Genomic DNA, 17,189 nt, shown 5'->3' with positions numbered 1-17,189 from the left:
CTGCGCGCAGCCGGCGGTGCATCTCGGCCACCCCGACCGCCGCCAACTCGTCCTCGTAGCGCCGCCGGACGTCCGGGTCGGTCTCCGGGAAGCTCCAGCCGTCGAGCAGACCCTGGATGTACATCATCGAACCGCCGACGATCACCGGTACCCGCCCGGCGGCGAGCAATCGCTGGACGTCGGCCGTCGCGGCGGCCTGGTAGCGGGCCACCGTCGCCACCTCGGTGACGTCGAGGACGTCGATCTGGTGATGCGTAATGCCACGTCGCTGGTCGATCGGCACCTTGGCCGTCCCGATGTCCATGCCGCGGTATTGCTGCATGGCGTCGATGTTCACGATCTCCCCACCCAGCCGTTCGGCCAGGTCGAGGGCCAGCTCAGACTTGCCGCCCGCGGTGGGCCCGACGACGGCGATGGGGCGCGTCGCGCCACCGGTCATCGCCGTACCGGTCACCGGGCACCTTCCGGAATCCATCGCGCCACCGTGTAGCCGACGCCGAACGGCGCGTCGGCGTAGAGCACCTCGGAGCGCACGGCGAGTCCGGTACACAGTGCCGCGGCCACCTGCCAGGCGACCCGACCTGCGACGCCCTCGGCCTCGCACTCCGGCTCGCTCAGCGCGGCAAGCCGTTCGGGTTCCGGGCCTGCCATGGCCTCGTCGATCACCTTCTGCAACACGACCGCCGACTCCCGCAGTCCGCCCCCTGGAGCCTTCGCCGACAGCGCGGTCGCGCCATCGCCGACGACGAGCACGCCGAACCGCTCATCGGACGCCGCGATCTCGGTCGCGAGTCCGCGGCCCACCACGGCGCACCCGGCGGCGGAGGTGTCGGCACCGACGAGCACGGGCCGGCACCGGTCGATTCCGCTTTGGCCGCGCAGCCATGCCGCGACGAGCATCGACAGACTCATCTCCGGATCGACAGCGTGTGGATCGGTTCGGCCGGCGGTCAGGGTCACGGACACATCCACGCCGAACCGCGCGAAGGTGCCGACCTCCGACGGCGTCGGCATCTGTCCCGAGCCGCCACAATCGGTGGCGCCGAGAGCGATCCACTTGTCGCAGCCGGTCGTGGCGCTCGCAAGTGCCGACACCGCGGCGGCACGCACCGCAACGGTGTCGGTCGCTGCCGGACCGGCCACCTCGGGGACCAGGAGCGGAGCGCTGGGTTCGAAGACGACGGCAGCCAACACACCACGACGCTAGCCCAGCTACCGGCTGTCGCCACATGCGCGGCCCTGAACTGCTTGAATGGATCCGTACTGTCGAAGTTCGTCGCGCGCGTAGGATCGCGACGACCTTCGTCTCCAGCGACTGGCAGCCGTGACGCGCGGCAACCAACCAGCGGTAGGACCCTGCACATGACCAACCCGAACGATCCCGCCCCAGCACCGGAATCGGCAGCCTCGGATTCACCGGCATCGGATGCGCCCACCCTCGTTCCGACCCCGGCTCCCCCCGCTCCCAAGCCCAAGCCGGGTCCGCGCCCCAAACCGGGTCCCCGACCCGGTGCGACGGCCCGTCCGGACGTAGTGCAGACCCCGCCGGTGATCGCCCCCACGCTGATCCCGCACGGCGATCCGCACAAGTTCGGCCGGATCGACGAGAACGGCGTGGTGTGGTTGAAGACCGAAGACGGTGAGCGCGAAATCGGGTCGTGGCAGGCGGGCACCGTCGAAGAGGGACTCGACCACTTCGCCCGACGCTTCGACGATCTGGCCACCGAGGTGGAGATCTTGGAGGAGCGTCTTGCCGCGCGGTCGGGCGATCCGCGCAAGTCGCAGGCTGCAGCCCGACATCTGCTCGACGAGCTGCCCAACGCCCATGTGATCGGCGATGTTTCGGCTTTGCACACGCGATTGACCGCAATCGTCGGGAGTGCCGACGAGGTCGCCGACGAGATCCGGGAGAGCAAGGAGAAGGCACGCGCCGACGCCATCGCCCGCAAGGAGGCACTGGCCGCCGAAGCCGAGCAGATCGGTGCGGAGGCGTCGCAGTGGAAGTCGGCCGGCGACCGTCTCCGGCAGATCCTCGACGAATGGAAGACGATCAAGGGTGTCGATCGCAAAACCGACGACGTCCTCTGGAAGCGCTACGCCAAGGCGCGCGACAGCTTCAACCGTCGGCGTGGAGCCCATTTCGCCGAGCTCGACCGCGAGCGCGCAGGCGCCCGGGCCCGCAAGGAAGAACTGATCACCCAGGCTCAGGAGCTGTCGAGTTCGACGGACTGGGGTCCGACGTCGGCGAGATTCCGCGAGTTGCTGACCGAGTGGAAGGCCGCCGGACGGGCACCCCGCGATGCCGACGACGCGCTCTGGCAGCGGTTCAAGGCCGCGCAGGACGTCTTCTTTGCCGCCCGGAACGCGGCGACGTCCGAACGCGACGCCGAGTTCACGGCGAACGCCCAGGCCAAGATCGACTTGCTCGACGCAGCGGAGAAGGCCATCGATCCGGCCACCGACCTCGACGGCGCACGCCGCGAGTTTCGGGTGTTCCGCGACAAGTGGGACGAGATCGGCAAGGTTCCGCGCGATCAGATGTCGTCACTCGAGGCCCGGGCACGTGGCCTCGAGAAGCGGATCCGTGACGCCGAAGACGCCCAGTGGCAGCGCACCGACCCGGAGGCCCAGGCTCGGGCCGCACAGTTCGCCGACCGCGCCGCACAGCTGGAGGATCAGGCACGCAAAGCGGCCGAGCGCGGCAAGGACAAGGACGCCACCGCGCTGCGTGAGCAGGCCGCCCAGTGGCGGGAATGGGCCCAGGCCGCGCAGAGCGCCATCGGCGACCGCTGACCCGCCGTCAGGCCGGGTTGTCGGGCTTGCGCTGCAACGACAGCGCATGCGCGTCGCGTGCGGCGGCTTCCTTGCGTCGTTCTTCTTCGAGGGCGAGATGGTAGGTGCTGCGGGCCCATACCACCCGCGCCCAGTGGAAGGTCAAGACGAAGACCGCGAGCCACCCGAGGACGAGCCCGATCCCGACGCCGCTCGGCGGATGGACGTCGTTGACGCCGGGAGTGTTTCGCGACCACCACGCAAGCATCCCGGCCACGCACGCAATCGCGTTGCCGCACAGAGCAATCCACGCGATGAGCCACCGGCGCGTGAGGAGTGCGAGCATCGACGCGCCGATCCCGAAGATGACGAGCAGGTAGACAAAGACCTTGGAGGTGATGGTGACCAACTCCGCCTTGGAGTCCGGGGCAAAGGTCAGCACCTCGATCCCGGTGGCCGAACCGGTATGCGGCAGGATCAGCGAGACCATCGCCAGCAGCACGGCGACGGCGACGACGAGTGCGCGCGCCCCGGGATCGATTTCTCCGGCGACCTTCTTCTCGGCCTTGCGAAGGTCCCCCGCATATTCCGCGAATCGGTCCGCGGACCCGTCCGGCTGTGTCATGTCATCGCCTCAATCATGTCGTTCTCAGTGTCAATCGTGAACCCGCGTCCATGGTGCACCCGGCTCAACCGCAACCGCCGCCACACCCAACCTCTTGCGCCACCGGCGGAACACCGATGGCCGGGATACCGAGGCCGACGCCGACCGGCGGCGTGGTCGGGGTCCGCTGCTGTTCGTGGGCATCGCCGGCACGGGTCGTCCGGTGCCCGGCCACCCCGGAGTCTGCGATCAGGTGATGCGGCGCGGCCGCCGTCACCGTCGTGTGCACCACGTCGCCCGGCCGGATACGGGCGCGGTCGGCGGCGGCGTCGACCGCGAAGTGCACCAGCCGCCCATCCCGGGCTCGGCCCGTCATCCGCTGTGTCCGGGCCGATTTGCGACCGTCGTCGTCGACCACGAGCAGTTCGACCTCCGAGCCGATCAGCGACTCGTTCTCCGACAGACAGATCTGTTCCTGTAGGGCGATCAGCCGCTGATAACGCTCGCTGACCACCTCAGGTGCCACCTGGTCGGCCATGGTTGCCGCCGGGGTTCCGGGTCGCGGCGAGTACTGGAAGGTGAACGCACTGGAGAAGCGAGCGCGGGCGACCACGTCCAGCGTCTCCTGGAAGTCCTCTTCGGTCTCCCCGGGAAAGCCGACGATGATGTCCGTGGTGATCGCGGCGTGCGGCATCGCGGCGCGCACTTTGTCGAGGATGCCGAGGAACTTGGTCTGCCGGTAGCTGCGTCGCATGGCGCGCAGCACGCGATCGGACCCCGATTGCAGCGGCATGTGCAGCTGCGGGCAGACGTTGGGGGTCGCGGCCATCGCATCGATGACGTCGTCGGTGAACTCGGCGGGGTGCGGCGAGGTGAACCGGACCCGTTCGAGGCCGTCGATGGTTCTGCAGGCACGAAGGAGTTCGGCGAATGCGCCGCGGTTGCGCGGCAGTTCGGGATCGGCGAAGGACATGCCGTAGGCGTTCACGTTCTGCCCCAGCAGGGTCACCTCGAGGACGCCTTGGTCGACGAGGGCCTGCACTTCGGCGAGCACGTCGCCGGGGCGGCGGTCCACTTCTTTGCCGCGCAACGACGGCACGATGCAAAAGGTGCAGGTGTTGTTGCATCCGACGGACACCGACACCCACCCCGAGTATGCGGACTCGCGTTTGGCCGGCAGCGTCGACGGGAACCTGTCGAGCGCGTCGAGGATCTCGACCTGGGCGGCCTCGTTGTGGCGTGCGCGGTCGAGCAGCGCCGGCAGCGAACCGATGTTGTGCGTCCCGAAGACCACGTCGACCCACGGCGCCCGCTTGAGGACGGTGTCCTTGTCCTTCTGGGCGAGGCACCCGCCGACCGCGATCTGCATACCGGGACGGCTCGATTTGACGGGCGCGAGATGCGACAGATTGCCGTAAAGCTTGTTGTCCGCGTTCTCCCGGATCGCGCAGGTGTTGAACACCACCAGATCGGCCTCGGCGCCGTCGGCCGCACGGACGTATCCGGCGCCCTCCAGGAGGCCGGAGATACGTTCGGAATCGTGCACATTCATCTGGCACCCGTAGGTACGCACCTGATAGCTGCGCGTCTGATGAGCCGGCTCGCCGACTGGCGATGTTGCCAGGTCGCGGGGCTCCGAGAGGTCGATACTCACTCCTACCAGGGTACGGATCGGTGCAAATCGACTCCTGAGGACATCATTGCGACACCCCGAGGCGACGTTTCGCGTTCCAGCGCGACTGAGGCCGATTACGCGGTTAGGGTGCCTTATGACCGTTTCGCCGAATGACGCGTCGCAGACGCAAGCAGCATCGGGAACCACCGGGTCGCCGATGATCGTCATGAAGGATGTGCAGAAACACTTCGGTTCGCTGCACGTGCTCAAGGACATCAATCTCGAAGTGCCGACCGGGCAGGTCGTCGTGGTGCTCGGGCCGTCGGGCTCGGGCAAATCGACCCTGTGCCGAACCATCAACCGGCTCGAACCCATCGACAGCGGCGAGATCTACGTCGAAGGGAAACTGCTTCCCGCCGAAGGCAAGGACCTCGCCGGGCTGCGCGCCGACGTCGGCATGGTCTTCCAGTCCTTCAATCTGTTCTCGCACAAGACGATCATCGACAACGTCACCCTCGCGCCGACCAAGGTGCGCAAGAAGAGCAAGGCCGACGCCACCAAACAGGCTCTCGCCCTGCTCGAGCGCGTGGGCATCGCCACCCAGAAGGACAAGTACCCCGCGCAGTTGTCCGGCGGACAGCAGCAGCGTGTGGCGATCGCGCGATCGCTCGCCATGGAACCCAAGGTGATGCTGTTCGACGAACCCACCTCCGCGCTCGACCCCGAGATGGTCAACGAGGTGCTCGACGTGATGGTGTCCCTCGCCAAAGAGGGCATGACCATGCTGGTGGTGACCCACGAGATGGGCTTCGCACGCAAGGCGGCCGACCGCATCATCTTCATGGCCGACGGCGCAATCGTCGAGGACACCGATCCGGAATCCTTCTTCACCCAACCGAAGTCGGAGCGGGCCCGCGACTTCCTCGGCAAGATCCTGGGCCACTGAGATGGCACGCAACTCGACAAAACGTCTCGGTGTTCTCGTGTTCGCCGTGGCGATCGTCGGCGGATTCCTTGCCGCGTGCGGCAGCACCGAACCGCGCAACCTGCTCGATTCCATCCGGGACGGCAACGTGGTCCTCGGCGTGAAGTTCGATCAGCCCGGCCTCGGCCTGTACGACCCCGAGACCGGCGGGGTCGACGGCTTCGACGCCGATGTGTCGACGTACGTCGTGAACGCCATCGCCGATCAACTCGGCGTCGACCATCCGAAGATCACCTGGCGTGAGACGCCGTCGGCGCGCCGCGAGGCGATGATCGAGAACGGCGAGGTCGACATGATCGCCGCCACCTATTCGATCAACGCGGCACGGTCGAAGAAGGTCGACTTCGGCGGGCCCTACCTCACGACCTATCAGGGCCTGCTGGTCCGCGAGGACGACGACTCGATCAACACCCTGACCGATCTCAACAAGGGCAAGAAGCTGTGCTCTGTCTCGGGGTCGACGTCGGCGCAGAACGTCAAGGCGCAACTGCCGTCGGTCCAACTCCAGGAGTACGACACGTACTCGGCCTGCGTCGAGGGACTACGCCGGGGCAAGGTCGACGCACTGACCACCGACGAGGCGATCCTGGCCGGCTACAACAACTTCTGGGGTGAACAGTTCAAGCTCGTCGAGATGACCTACCCCAAGGCAGCGTGTGTGACGAGCAGCGGCAAGAAGGTGCTGAAGAAGGCCGGCGCGCCGTTCTCCACCGAGCGCTACGGCATCGGGCTCGGCAAGGGCGACACGGCGTCGCAGGAAGCGATCAACGCCGCCCTCGACAAGATGCTCACCCCCGAGGCCGGCGGAACCTCACCGTGGACCAAGGCGCTGCAGGACAACCTCGGCACCTCGTATGTGGACATGATCGCCACCCGCGCCGAACGCAACGACAGCTTCTCCTACAAACCCGACCCGGGCAATCTCGAGTTCCTCGACTCCCCGTCGACACCGTGCCCGGCCGATCTGCAGTGAGGAAGGTGACACGACATGAGTGAACTCTGGGAATCCATGGGGCCAGAACTCTGGCCTGCATTCTGGGTAACCCTTCAGCTGACCTTCTTCTCCGCGATCGGCTCGCTGGTCTGGGGAATCATTCTCGCCGGCATGCGTGTGTCGCCGGTACCGGTGATGCGCGGATTCGCGACCGTGTACGTCAACGTCTTTCGCAACACACCGCTCACGCTGATCATCCTGTTCTGTGCCATCGGCCTCTCCTACAACCTGGGCGTCACGTTCTCCTCGACGCTCAAGACCAACAACTTCTGGCTCGCCGTGGTCGGCTTCATCGCCTACACGGCGACCTTCGTCTGCGAGACACTTCGCTCCGGCTTCAACACGGTGCCCCTCGGCCAGGCGGAGGCGGCGCGGTCACTCGGACTGTCGTTCACCCAGGTCTTCGGGGTCATCGTGCTGCCGCAGGCGCTCCGGTCGGTGATCGGTCCGCTCGGCAGCGTCCTCATCGCCCTGACGAAGAACACCACCATCGCCTCCGCGATCGGTGTTGCCGAGGCGTCGCTGTTGATGAAGACAGAGATCGAAACCTACTCCGACCAACTGTTCTTGATCTTCGGCATCATCGCCGTCGGATTCATGATCATCACCCTCACCGAAGGATTCATCTTCGGCTGGCTGGCCAAGCGACTGGCGGTGAAGCGATGAGCGCCGACGCAACCGTCCTCTATGACGCACCCGGGCCCAAGGCCCGGATGCGCAACCGCATCATCGCGGTCGTCTTCATCGCAGTCCTGATTGCGATCGCGGCATGGGTGATCATCGTGCTCGCCGGCAACGACCAGTTCCTCGGCGAGAAGTGGAGCCCCTTCCTCAAGTGGAGCACCTGGTCGGGGTACATCCTTCCCGGCCTGTTCCGCACGTTGGCGGCAGCGGCGGTATCCATCGTCCTCGCCCTGATCCTCGGTGCGGTGCTGGGTATCGGACGACTCTCCGATCACCTATGGGTACGCCTCGTCGCCGGGTTCTTCGTCGAAGTGTTCCGGGCAATTCCGGTGCTGATCCTGATGGTCTTCACCTGGTTCCTGTTCGCGATCTACGGCATCGTGCCGGCGTCACAGTTGGCCTTCGCCGCGGTCGTGACCGGATTGACGCTCTACAACGGGTCGGTCATGGCAGAGATCCTGCGCTCGGGTATCAACTCGCTGCCCAACGGCCAGACCGAGGCGTCCAAGGCCCTGGGTCTGCGCAAGGGACAGATGATGCGCGTCATCCTGCTGCCGCAGGCGATCACGGCGATGATGCCGGCGCTGGTCTCTCAAATGGTCGTCGCGCTGAAGGACAGTGCGCTCGGCTACATCATCGGCTACTCGGAGATCATCCGGTCGGCACTGCTGTCGTCGGCCCGCTACGGCAACTACATCCCGGCGCTGTTCGTGGTCGCGGTCATCATGATCGCCATCAACTTCGCTCTGTCGTGGTTTGCGACCTGGTTGGAGAAGCGGCTGCGCTCGGGTCGCCGGAAGGTCGACACACCCGACCACGACCAGGCCGACGCCGCCGCGATGGAGAACATGCCGTTCATTGCCAAGTCGTCGCGGTCAACCGGCACTTAGGGCGTGTCTCCTAGGCGTACCTCGAGCTCCTCGGTCACGACGTCGATCGCCATCGACTGCGCGTAGCCCCGCCGAACCAGCATGCCGACCAGCCGGCGAAAGGCCTTGTCGCGCTCGGCCGGGTCGGCAGCCACGCGCTCGGCCGCGGAAGGGGTCAGTTTGCGCGCGACGAGGCTCGCGGCCATCGCCCGTTCGTCGTCCGGGTCCACCTCCGCGAGGGTGGCGCTGATGGTGGATTCGTCGATTCCCTTGGCCCGCAACTCGTGCCGTAGTGCCACCCGACCGCGGCCCGAATGCGCGTGCCGCGAGCGCACCCATTCCGTGGCGAAGTCGGTGTCGTCGATGAGCTGGTGACGGTCGAGCCGAGCCATCACGTCGGCGACCGTGTCCTCGTCAAAACCCTTGCGCGCCAGCCGCTGCGCCATTTCTTGGCGAGAACGCGCTCGGACCCCGAGAAGCCGTAGCGCCGCGTCCCAGGCACTGGGACCGGTGGGCTCCTCGGGGTCCGAGGCGTCGGTCATCCGGTTCAGAACTCCACCGGGGCAGGTGCGACATCGTCGGCGTCGACGACCGCGCCGATACCCAGTTTCTCTTTGATCTTCTTCTCGACCTCGTCGCGGATGTCGGTGTTCTCGAGCAGGAACTTGCGGGCGTTCTCCTTGCCCTGGCCGAGTTGATCGCCCTCGTAGGTGAACCACGAGCCGGACTTGCGGATGAAGCCCTCGGCCACGCCCATGTCGATCAGCGAGCCCTCCTTGGAGATGCCCTGGCCGTAGAGGATGTCGAACTCGGCCTGCTTGAACGGCGGCGCCACCTTGTTCTTGACGACCTTCACCCGCGTGCGGTTACCGACCGCGTCGGTACCGTCCTTCAGCGTCTCGATGCGCCGGACATCCAGTCGCACAGACGAATAGAACTTCAGCGCCTTGCCGCCCGTGGTGGTCTCCGGCGAGCCGAACATCACGCCGATCTTCTCGCGGAGCTGGTTGATGAAGATGGCCGTGGTCTTGGAGTTGCTCAGCGCCGAGGTCATCTTGCGCAGCGCCTGGCTCATCAGGCGGGCCTGCAGGCCGACGTGGCTGTCTCCCATCTCGCCCTCGATCTCGGCGCGCGGCACGAGCGCGGCCACCGAGTCGATGACGAGGATGTCGAGCGCACCCGAGCGGATCAGCATGTCGGCGATCTCCAGTGCCTGCTCGCCGGTGTCGGGCTGCGACACCAGCAGTGCGTCGGTGTCGACACCGAGCCGGGCCGCGTAGTCGGGGTCGAGCGCATGCTCCGCGTCGATGAAGGCCGCGATACCGCCCTGCGCCTGCGCGTTCGCCACGGCGTGCAGCGCCACGGTGGTCTTACCCGAGGACTCCGGTCCGTAGATCTCGACGATGCGTCCACGCGGCAGACCACCGATGCCGAGCGCGACGTCGAGCGCGATCGAGCCGGTCGGGATGACCTCGATCGGCTGGCGGGTCTCCTCTCCGAGCCGCATCACCGATCCCTTGCCGAAGTTCTTGTCGATCTGCGCGAGAGCCAGGTCGAGAGCCTTCTCGCGGTCTTGCGGGGCTGGTGCCATGGGGTTTCTCCTCCGTTGTCCGGCAGGTGACTTCTGTCCGGCTGGTGATTTCGATGTCCGGGATTTCACGTCTGCACGTTATCTGCGGGCTATGACAAAACTGTTCTTCTGCGGCATTGCGTTCTTCTGTGACACTCTCTTGGACGCGAGAGCCTCGCTCCCGGTTCCCTCTGACCCACAGCATGGACGAACACGTGTTCGATGGCAAGGCGACACGCGCGTCAGATCTGCCCGAGTCCCGACGATCGGTTAGCGTCATCTGCGTGGTGGGGCAGGTCGGGGCGAGAGTGGATCAATCGATCCGTCTCAGGGGCAACCCCTGGGTACATTCCACAGTTGGTCTCTGCGTCCGACGCCGGACGGCACGCTTCGCGTGCTTCACGGCGCCGCTGCTGCACGTTCCGGTCATCCCGACCGGCCCTCATCCGTGAGGCCTTGCGCCGATGGCAACAACCCGAGCACCGCGGCCACCCGATCGACCTGCCCGGTCCGGCACCGATCGATTCCCTCCCCTACGAACTGCCCGTCCTCACCGGTGTCGACGATGTCGCGGCCTGGCTGGCTCTCACACCGGCGGAGGTGGATTGGTTCGCCGACCGCGGGTCGTGGCTGACCACAGCACGCCCGGCCCTGCGGCACTATCGGGTGTCCCACCGCGAAAAGCGCACCGGCACAAGGATCATCGAAGCACCCAAACCCATGTTGCGGGAAACACAGCGCCGGATCCTGCGCCGTCTCGTCCAACGGATTCCGGCGCATCCGGCTGCGCGCGGCTTTGTTCCCGGCGGCTCGACCGCGGCCTTCGCGTGGGCGCACAGCGATCGACCGGTGGTCCTGCGCGCCGACCTTCGCCATTGTTTCGAGTCGATCACCGTGTCGCGGGTCCGACACGTGTTCGCGCAGGCGGGATATCCGGCGGGTGTCGCACGGGTACTGGCCGAACTGTGCACCACCACAACCCCGCCCGACCAACTCGTCGGCGTCGACCCCGCGCACGCCGGGTTGCTGCGCCGACGCCATCTCCCGCAGGGTGCGCCGACCTCACCGCACCTGGCAAACCTGGCCTTGCGCAGGCTCGACCAACGACTCGACGGATACGCCCGACGAAATCAGTTGCGTTACACACGATATGGCGACGACCTGGCAGTCTCCGGGGATGCCATGGACGCCGACCGCGCGCTGTGGACGCTGCTCCGGATCGTCGAGGACTGCGGGTTTGTCGTGCACCCGGAGAAGGTGCGCATCATGCCGGCGCACCAGCGTCAGCGCCTGGCCGGCCTCGTGGTCAACGACCGCCCGCAGGTGTCGCGCGAAGACTACGACCGGCTGCGGGCCTTGCTGCACAACGCGGCCCGGCACGGCCCCGAATCACAGAACCACAGCGCCCACCCGGATTTCCGCGCGCATGTGTACGGCCTCATCGCCTGGGTCGGCGCGACCTCCGAAACCCGACGCAGACGTCTGCTGGACATGGCCGACCACGTGCACTGGTAGGCGCCTACCACCGTTGCTTCGGCACGTCGAAGTCCCGGCAGATGGCCACCCACACGTCGCGTGGGTCCTCCCCGTCGTCGATGGCCTGTGCGCCCGTGCGGCCACCGAACTCGGTCAGCACATGGTCGACAAGGATCGAATCTGCCGACGGCACACCGAATTCCGCAGTCATCAGATCGGTGAACTCGGTCAGGCGCACGGTCCCACCCTACGTTCCCTCCCGGCGGCGATGGCGACCACGTGTCGTGCCACCGCGACCGGGTCGACGACATCCGCGTTGGACGCGCCGATGCGCCGTGCAGCGTCGGTGAATCCGGGATCGGCAAGGATCGTGCGGGCGGCATCGGTGATCGCGTCGGCGGTGACCGGGCGCACCAAACGACCCGCCCCCAGACGGTTCACCCGGTTGGCGAGTTCCCACTGGTCACCGCCGCCCGGCACCGTCACCACCGGCACTCCGGCGAGCAGCGCCTTGGCCAGCATCCCGTGCCCGGCACCGCACACCGCGAGGTCGGCGTCGGCGAGGATCTCGTCTTGACGGCCCAGGCCGGACACCACCGTCATGTTCGGGTGCCCGGTAACCACATCCGGCGGGTCGAGCGACGAAACCACCACGCGGACCGGCGATTTCAGCTCCGACAACCCGCGCAACGTCGCCGTCACCATGTCCTGCGCTCCGGTGACCGCGGTCGACGGCGCGACGATCACCAGCGGCCCGGGCCCCCTCGGCGCGTCGAACGACTCGTCGGTGGGCTCCCACAACAGCGGTCCGATCAGATGGGTGCGAGCCGGCCAATCCGGCCGATACACCTCCAGTCCGGGAAGCGTCGCCACAAATCGGGCGTCGGGGCAAGACCCGGCGCCGGTCAATCCGACGGTGGCGCGGGCGCTCTCCCGCTGCCGCTCCCCCTGACGGACCGACGTGGCGCTCAAGGCGCGCATCGCGCTGTCACGTAACCGTCCGCGAACGCCGGTGCCCGCAGCGAGTCCCGAGCCGACGGGTGGCAATCCCTTCGACGGCAGATACAGCGGGTGCGGCGACAGCTCGATCCACGGCAGCCCACACATCTGGGCCGCCCAACCGCCTGCCACGGTGATGACGTCGGAGATCACCAAGTCGTGATCACCGCTGTCGATCAACGGCCGGAGAGCAACCGCCATCCTGGCCGCACGCGCGGACAACTTCTCGCCGGCATCGGCATCATCGTCGTTCTCGGCCACGGCGAGTCCAGGCAACTCAGTGATGTCCACCTGGCGCCGACGAGCCGCATCCTGCCATCGCAGGCCGGTGAAGACGGTTGGCGCATCGCCTCCGGTGGCGAATCGCTCGGCCAGCGCAAATGCCGGAAAGGCATGTCCCGCATCGGGACCCGCGACTATCGCAACGCGCAGCGTCAGCTACCCGCTTGTCCGGGCTCTTTGGTGACCGACGGAGGCGCCGGAGCCGCGGCGGGCGGCGCAACCGCGCCCTGAGCGCCCGCGGACGGGAGGGCCTCACCGCGCATGCTCGCACGGATCTGCTCCAGTCGTGAGTGTCCGGCCATCTGGATGCCCGCCTGCTCGACCTCCGCCATCCGACCCTGCACCGAGTTCTGGGCCAGCTCGGCCGACCCGAGTGCGTTCGCGTATCGACGTTCGATCTTCTCGCGGACCTGGTCGAGGTTGGGGGTGTTGCCCGGCACCGACAGCTCGCTCATCTGATTGAGCGAGGCGCTCACCTGCTCCTGCATCTTCGCCTGCTCCAGCTGGCTGAGCAGCTTCGACCGCTCGGCAAGCTTCTGCTGCAGGACGAGTGCGTTGCGTTCGACCGCCTTCTTGGCCTGCGCGGCGGCCTGCAGCGACTGATCGTGCAGTGATTTCAGGTCTTCGACGCTCTGCTCCGCGGTCACGAGCTGGGCAGCAAATGCCTCCGCGGCGTTGGTGTACTCGGTCGCCTTCTGCGTGTCACCGGCGGCCGCGGCCTGATCGGCCAGCGTCAGCGCCTGCCGGGTGTTGGCCTGCAGCTTCTCCACCTCTTCGAGCTGGCGGTTGAGCTTCATCTCCAGCTGACGCTGGTTGCCGATGACCGACGCGGCCTGCTGACTCAACGCCTGGTGCTGACGTTGCGCATCCTCGATGGCCTGCTGGATCTGCACCTTGGGATCGGCGTTCTCGTCGATCTTCTGGTTTCCGAGTGCCATCAGGTAGCGCCACATCTTCACGAACGGGTTCGCCATGCTCGTCGTCACTCCAATTCAGCGGTAGAGAACTTTGCACCCCAATTTAGCGTCTGAGACGGCGCAATGGTGGCGGCGTCATCTGCTTGACGCCGTCGGAGACGGTCTCAGGCTGCGGCGAGTGCCGTTGCCTTGCGATGATCGGCCGGGGCCGGGATGACCACGGTGGACTCGAACTCGGAGCCGGCCAGTTCGGCAGGCCGCATCGCGTTGCCCGCGTCGAGGAGCAGATCGGCGATCTCCACGTCGAGCGCATCACAGATGGCCGCGAGCAGTTCGCTCGACGCCTCCTTCTGTCCGCGCTCCACCTCCGAGAGGTAGCCGAGGCTCACCCGGGCGTCGGTGGACACCTCGCGCAGCGTCCGGCCCTGGTCTGTACGCACCCGGCGCAGGCTCTCGCCCAGTGCCTCGCGCAGAAGCATCGCCATCGAGACCCCTCTCCGTCTGATTCCCCTGACCTGCCACCCATACGGGTGCACTCAGGTCATTCAACGCACCGGCCGGTCGTTCCGTTCCCCGACGATCCGTTTGAACGACAGTAGTCGAAGTTCTGGCCGGGCGCCGTTCACACCCCGGTCTGTCGTTCGGACGCGTCATCGCGCAGCGAACCATTGCGTCCAGGCGCCGCGTCGTGATCTCGGGTCGACTCCGACTCGTCCTCGCGCCCCTTGGTCCGGGCCGACCAAGCCTGCCACGTGTAGTCGAGACCGGTGAGCACCGTGATGACCAGAGCAACGCCCATGATGATGTCCGCCGCGACCTGCCAGGCACCACTGAGCGGAAGTAGATAGAGCCCGATCGACACCGCTTGCAGGAGGGTCTTGAGCTTGCCACCGCGACTGGCCGGGATGACGCGGTGCCTCAGCACCCAGAATCGCAGGGCCGTCACCCACAGCTCGCGCGCGAGGATCACCGCAGTCACCCACCACGGCAGGATGTCGAGGATCGACAGCCCGATCAGCGCCGCCCCGATCAGCGCCTTGTCGGCGATCGGATCCGCGAGTTTGCCGAAGTCTGTGATGAGGCCGCGTTCGCGCGCCACTCGTCCGTCGTACCGATCGGTGAGCGCGGCCACCGCGAAGATCACCGCCGCCACGATCCGCCACGTGGTGCTCTCGCCGCCGTCGACGAACAATGCGATCAGAAAGATCGGGACCAGGATGATCCGGAACACGGTGAGGGCGTTCGCGATGTTCATCACCGGCACCGGGTCGACCGGATCGGTGATGTGGTCGGGACCACGTCCCGCATTCGCGATGGGGTGCTCGCCGACCGCCCGCCGCATCCGTTCGGTCATGGGCACACGCCCTGCCGTGTCGCCTGTTTGCCGGCAAGGTGGTAGATCCGCACGTGCCCAGCGTATCGGCCCGTTCCATACGCGGTTGCGACGAGGTCGGAACCAGCCCCGGACACTCCCATGCCGAGAAGGCAAGATGTCCGTATGCACAGTGACGCCGACGGCACCGGAACGCCTGCCACGACCCCCGGGTCGACCGTGATCCGTCGCGCACGAACCTCCGACGTACCGCGCATCAAGGAGCTCATCGATCAGTACGCGGGCCGCATTCTCCTCGAGAAGAACCTGGTCACCCTCTACGAAGCCGTCCAGGAGTTCTGGGTCGCCGACGTCGACGGCGTGGTCGTGGGATGCGGTGCGCTCCACGTGCTGTGGGCCGACCTCGGCGAGGTGCGCACCGTCGCCGTCGACAATGCCCATGCCGGACGCGGGATCGGCCACGTTCTCGTGGGACGCCTCATGGACGTCGCACGTGAGCTTCAGCTCTCCCGGGTCTTCGTGCTCACCTTCGAGACCAGCTTCTTCGCCCGGCACGGATTCGTCGAGATCGAGGGCACCCCCGTCACCCGCGAGGTGTTCGAGGAGATGTGCCGGTCCTATGACACCGGCGTCGCCGAGTTCCTCGACCTGAGCTACGTCAAGCCGAATACGCTGGGTAACACCAGGATGCTGGCCAACCTCTGACCCGACCCCCATTCGACCCAACACCACCGAGGAGCACACAGTGGCGATCTTCGCCGTCCACTACACATATCGCCCCGCCAAGGCAGCGATCCGTGACCAGCACCGCGCGCTGCACCGCGAGTGGCTCGGCGAAGAACACAGCGCCGGCAACATCCTCATCGCCGGCCCCTACCCCGACGGCACCGGCGCGCTGATCCTCGTCCGCGCCGACGACCTCGACGGTGCCGAGGCATTTCTCGCGAACGATCCGTTCAACGCGCACGAGGCCATCGACGCCGTCGAGGTCAAGGAGTGGACCAACATCTACGGTCCGTTCGGTGACTGATTGCTACAGCCTTCGCGTCACGGCTCCGACGGTCGCTGCTTCTCCGGTTCTGACGGCTCGGCGGCTTCCACCTGTTCGGCATCCGGCTTCTTCGACGACAAGAGGCTGGCCACCGTCGTGATCACCAGCGTGCCGACGATGACGCCGAGCGACATCGGTGTCGATATCTCCGGGACGCTGACGTGCTCGCCGCCGTTGATGAACGGCAGGGTGTTCTCGTGCAGCGCGTGCAGCACGAGTTTGACGCCGATGAACGCCAGGATGAACGACAGCCCGAAGGACAGGTAGACGAGGCGGTCGAGCAGTCCGCCGAGCAGGAAGTACAGCTGGCGCAGACCCATCAGTGCGAACGCGTTGGCCGTGAACACCAGGTAGGCCTCCTGGGTCAGTCCGTAGATCGCCGGGATCGAGTCCAGGGCGAACAACACGTCGGTGAACCCGATAACGATGAGCACGGTGAGCATCGGGGTGGCCAGCCGCTTGCCGTTCACGCGGGTGAACAGCTTGTCGCGGTCGTATTCGTCATGGGTGCGCAGGACTCGCTTCACGAACCGCTCGAGTCGGCTTTCGCGCTGCTCCTCGTGTTCGACGGGATCGTCGCTCTCACGCAGCAGCTTGATCGCGGTGAAGATGAGGAATGCACCGAACAGGTAGAACACCCAGCTGTAGGCATTGATGGCCGCGGCACCGACCGCGATGAAGATACCGCGCATCACCAGCGCCATCACGATGCCCAGGAGCAGCACCTTCTGCTGATACTCCTTGGGCACGGCGAACTTCGACATGATGATGACGAAGACGAACAGGTTGTCGACGGACAGTGCCTTCTCGGTGACATAGCCGGCGTAGTACTCACCGCCGTAGGTGCCACCCCACTTCCACCAGACGAAGAGACCGAAGATCAGTGCGATCGTGATGTAGACCGCCGACCAGGTACCGGATTCCTTCAGCGACGGCGCGTGGGGAACACGCACGTGGGCAAAGAAGTCGAAGACGAAAAGCGCCAGGATCACCACACAGGTGATGACCCAGACGGTGGGCGAGACAACCATGAGACCT

Annotated in this window: 20 protein-coding genes; 8 read left to right on the top strand and 12 right to left on the bottom strand. The window is 66.4% G+C overall.

Features of this window, described 5'->3' with window-relative positions; all coding sequences use genetic code 11:
* Together ABZW74_RS10315 and ABZW74_RS10310 are read right to left on the bottom strand one after the other, a co-directional pair.
* Positions 1-439 (bottom strand): isopentenyl transferase family protein (locus ABZW74_RS10315; protein WP_355276049.1); only part of this gene is annotated, 439 nt, incomplete at its 3' end.
* Positions 440-450: 11 nt separating this feature from the next.
* The gene (locus ABZW74_RS10310) at positions 451-1,194 is read right to left on the bottom strand and encodes a hypothetical protein (RefSeq protein WP_240856971.1); all 744 of its coding nucleotides are present in this window, start codon (positions 1,192-1,194) and stop codon (positions 451-453) included.
* Between the two features lie 168 nt (positions 1,195-1,362).
* Here ABZW74_RS10310 and ABZW74_RS10305 point away from each other — a divergent pair, with 168 nt between their 5' ends.
* Positions 1,363-2,793 (top strand): DUF349 domain-containing protein, encoded by a 1,431-nt coding sequence (locus ABZW74_RS10305; RefSeq protein WP_355276040.1) that lies wholly within the window; start codon positions 1,363-1,365, stop codon positions 2,791-2,793.
* A gap of 7 nt (positions 2,794-2,800) precedes the next feature.
* Here ABZW74_RS10305 and ABZW74_RS10300 read toward each other — a convergent pair whose 3' ends face one another.
* The gene (locus ABZW74_RS10300) at positions 2,801-3,397 is read right to left on the bottom strand and encodes a hypothetical protein (protein ID WP_240856969.1); all 597 of its coding nucleotides are present in this window, start codon (positions 3,395-3,397) and stop codon (positions 2,801-2,803) included.
* Positions 3,398-3,461: 64 nt separating this feature from the next.
* Entirely contained in the window at positions 3,462-5,000 is a 1,539-nt protein-coding gene (miaB, locus tag ABZW74_RS10295) for a tRNA (N6-isopentenyl adenosine(37)-C2)-methylthiotransferase MiaB (protein WP_355276047.1), read from the bottom strand.
* Between the two features lie 208 nt (positions 5,001-5,208).
* On the opposite strand from miaB, the gene ABZW74_RS10290 reads away from it, so the two are divergent.
* The 4 genes from ABZW74_RS10290 to ABZW74_RS10275 are packed head-to-tail and all read left to right on the top strand — an operon-like array spanning position 5,209 to position 8,544.
* The gene (locus ABZW74_RS10290) at positions 5,209-5,937 is read left to right on the top strand and encodes an amino acid ABC transporter ATP-binding protein (RefSeq protein ID WP_240857037.1); all 729 of its coding nucleotides are present in this window, start codon (positions 5,209-5,211) and stop codon (positions 5,935-5,937) included.
* A gap of 1 nt (position 5,938) precedes the next feature.
* Positions 5,939-6,949 carry a glutamate ABC transporter substrate-binding protein gene (locus ABZW74_RS10285; RefSeq protein WP_240856968.1) on the top strand — a complete coding sequence of 337 codons (1,011 nt, stop codon included), beginning with the start codon at positions 5,939-5,941 and terminating at the stop codon, positions 6,947-6,949.
* 15 nt (positions 6,950-6,964) lie between these two features.
* Positions 6,965-7,636 carry an amino acid ABC transporter permease gene (locus ABZW74_RS10280; protein ID WP_240856967.1) on the top strand — a complete coding sequence of 224 codons (672 nt, stop codon included), beginning with the start codon at positions 6,965-6,967 and terminating at the stop codon, positions 7,634-7,636.
* Positions 7,633-8,544, top strand: coding sequence for an amino acid ABC transporter permease (locus ABZW74_RS10275; RefSeq protein ID WP_240856966.1), 912 nt, complete (start codon positions 7,633-7,635; stop codon positions 8,542-8,544). The genes ABZW74_RS10280 and ABZW74_RS10275 overlap by 4 nt, the downstream gene beginning before the upstream one ends.
* Here ABZW74_RS10275 and ABZW74_RS10270 read toward each other — a convergent pair.
* Together ABZW74_RS10270 and recA are read right to left on the bottom strand one after the other, a co-directional pair.
* Complete coding sequence (locus ABZW74_RS10270) at positions 8,541-9,065, bottom strand: regulatory protein RecX (RefSeq protein WP_240856965.1); 525 nt, start codon at positions 9,063-9,065, stop codon at positions 8,541-8,543. The two genes, ABZW74_RS10275 and ABZW74_RS10270, sit on opposite strands and share 4 nt — an antisense overlap.
* 5 nt (positions 9,066-9,070) lie before the next feature.
* Positions 9,071-10,114, bottom strand: coding sequence for a recombinase RecA (gene recA / locus ABZW74_RS10265; protein WP_240856964.1), 1,044 nt, complete (start codon positions 10,112-10,114; stop codon positions 9,071-9,073).
* Positions 10,115-10,549: 435 nt separating this feature from the next.
* Between recA and ABZW74_RS10260 the strand changes: the two genes are divergently transcribed.
* Positions 10,550-11,608 carry a reverse transcriptase family protein gene (locus tag ABZW74_RS10260; protein WP_355276036.1) on the top strand — a complete coding sequence of 353 codons (1,059 nt, stop codon included), beginning with the start codon at positions 10,550-10,552 and terminating at the stop codon, positions 11,606-11,608.
* Between the two features lie 4 nt (positions 11,609-11,612).
* On the opposite strand, the gene ABZW74_RS10255 is transcribed toward ABZW74_RS10260, so the two are convergent.
* From ABZW74_RS10255 to pgsA, 5 genes are all read right to left on the bottom strand, one after another.
* Entirely contained in the window at positions 11,613-11,807 is a 195-nt protein-coding gene (locus tag ABZW74_RS10255; protein WP_240856962.1) for a DUF3046 domain-containing protein, read from the bottom strand.
* Positions 11,798-13,000, bottom strand: coding sequence for a nucleotide disphospho-sugar-binding domain-containing protein (locus ABZW74_RS10250; protein ID WP_240857036.1), 1,203 nt, complete (start codon positions 12,998-13,000; stop codon positions 11,798-11,800). The genes ABZW74_RS10255 and ABZW74_RS10250 overlap by 10 nt, the downstream gene beginning before the upstream one ends.
* Before the next feature lie 2 nt (positions 13,001-13,002).
* Positions 13,003-13,824, bottom strand: coding sequence for a PspA/IM30 family protein (locus tag ABZW74_RS10245; protein WP_240856961.1), 822 nt, complete (start codon positions 13,822-13,824; stop codon positions 13,003-13,005).
* Between the two features lie 107 nt (positions 13,825-13,931).
* Positions 13,932-14,252 (bottom strand): helix-turn-helix transcriptional regulator, encoded by a 321-nt coding sequence (locus ABZW74_RS10240; protein WP_240856960.1) that lies wholly within the window; start codon positions 14,250-14,252, stop codon positions 13,932-13,934.
* A gap of 137 nt (positions 14,253-14,389) precedes the next feature.
* On the bottom strand, positions 14,390-15,121 hold the full coding sequence (gene pgsA / locus ABZW74_RS10235; RefSeq protein WP_355276033.1) for a CDP-diacylglycerol--glycerol-3-phosphate 3-phosphatidyltransferase: 732 nt from the start codon (positions 15,119-15,121) through the stop codon (positions 14,390-14,392).
* Positions 15,122-15,265: 144 nt separating this feature from the next.
* Here pgsA and ABZW74_RS10230 point away from each other — a divergent pair, with 144 nt between their 5' ends.
* Both ABZW74_RS10230 and ABZW74_RS10225 read left to right on the top strand, forming a co-directional pair.
* Entirely contained in the window at positions 15,266-15,805 is a 540-nt protein-coding gene (locus ABZW74_RS10230; protein WP_240856958.1) for an amino-acid N-acetyltransferase, read from the top strand.
* A 40-nt stretch (positions 15,806-15,845) separates the two neighbouring features.
* Positions 15,846-16,130, top strand: coding sequence for a YciI family protein (locus tag ABZW74_RS10225; protein WP_240856957.1), 285 nt, complete (start codon positions 15,846-15,848; stop codon positions 16,128-16,130).
* A 17-nt stretch (positions 16,131-16,147) separates the two neighbouring features.
* On the opposite strand, the gene ABZW74_RS10220 is transcribed toward ABZW74_RS10225, so the two are convergent.
* Positions 16,148-17,182, bottom strand: a complete 1,035-nt coding sequence (locus ABZW74_RS10220) for a TerC family protein (RefSeq protein ID WP_240856956.1) — start codon at positions 17,180-17,182, stop codon at positions 16,148-16,150.
* Positions 17,183-17,189 lie beyond the last annotated feature (7 nt).

This window comes from Gordonia sp. NPDC003585 (assembly GCF_040610755.1).
Lineage (GTDB): Bacteria > Actinomycetota > Actinomycetes > Mycobacteriales > Mycobacteriaceae > Gordonia.
The sequence above is the reverse complement of the archived record's forward strand: the minus strand, read 5'-3'. Positions and strand labels throughout refer to the sequence as shown.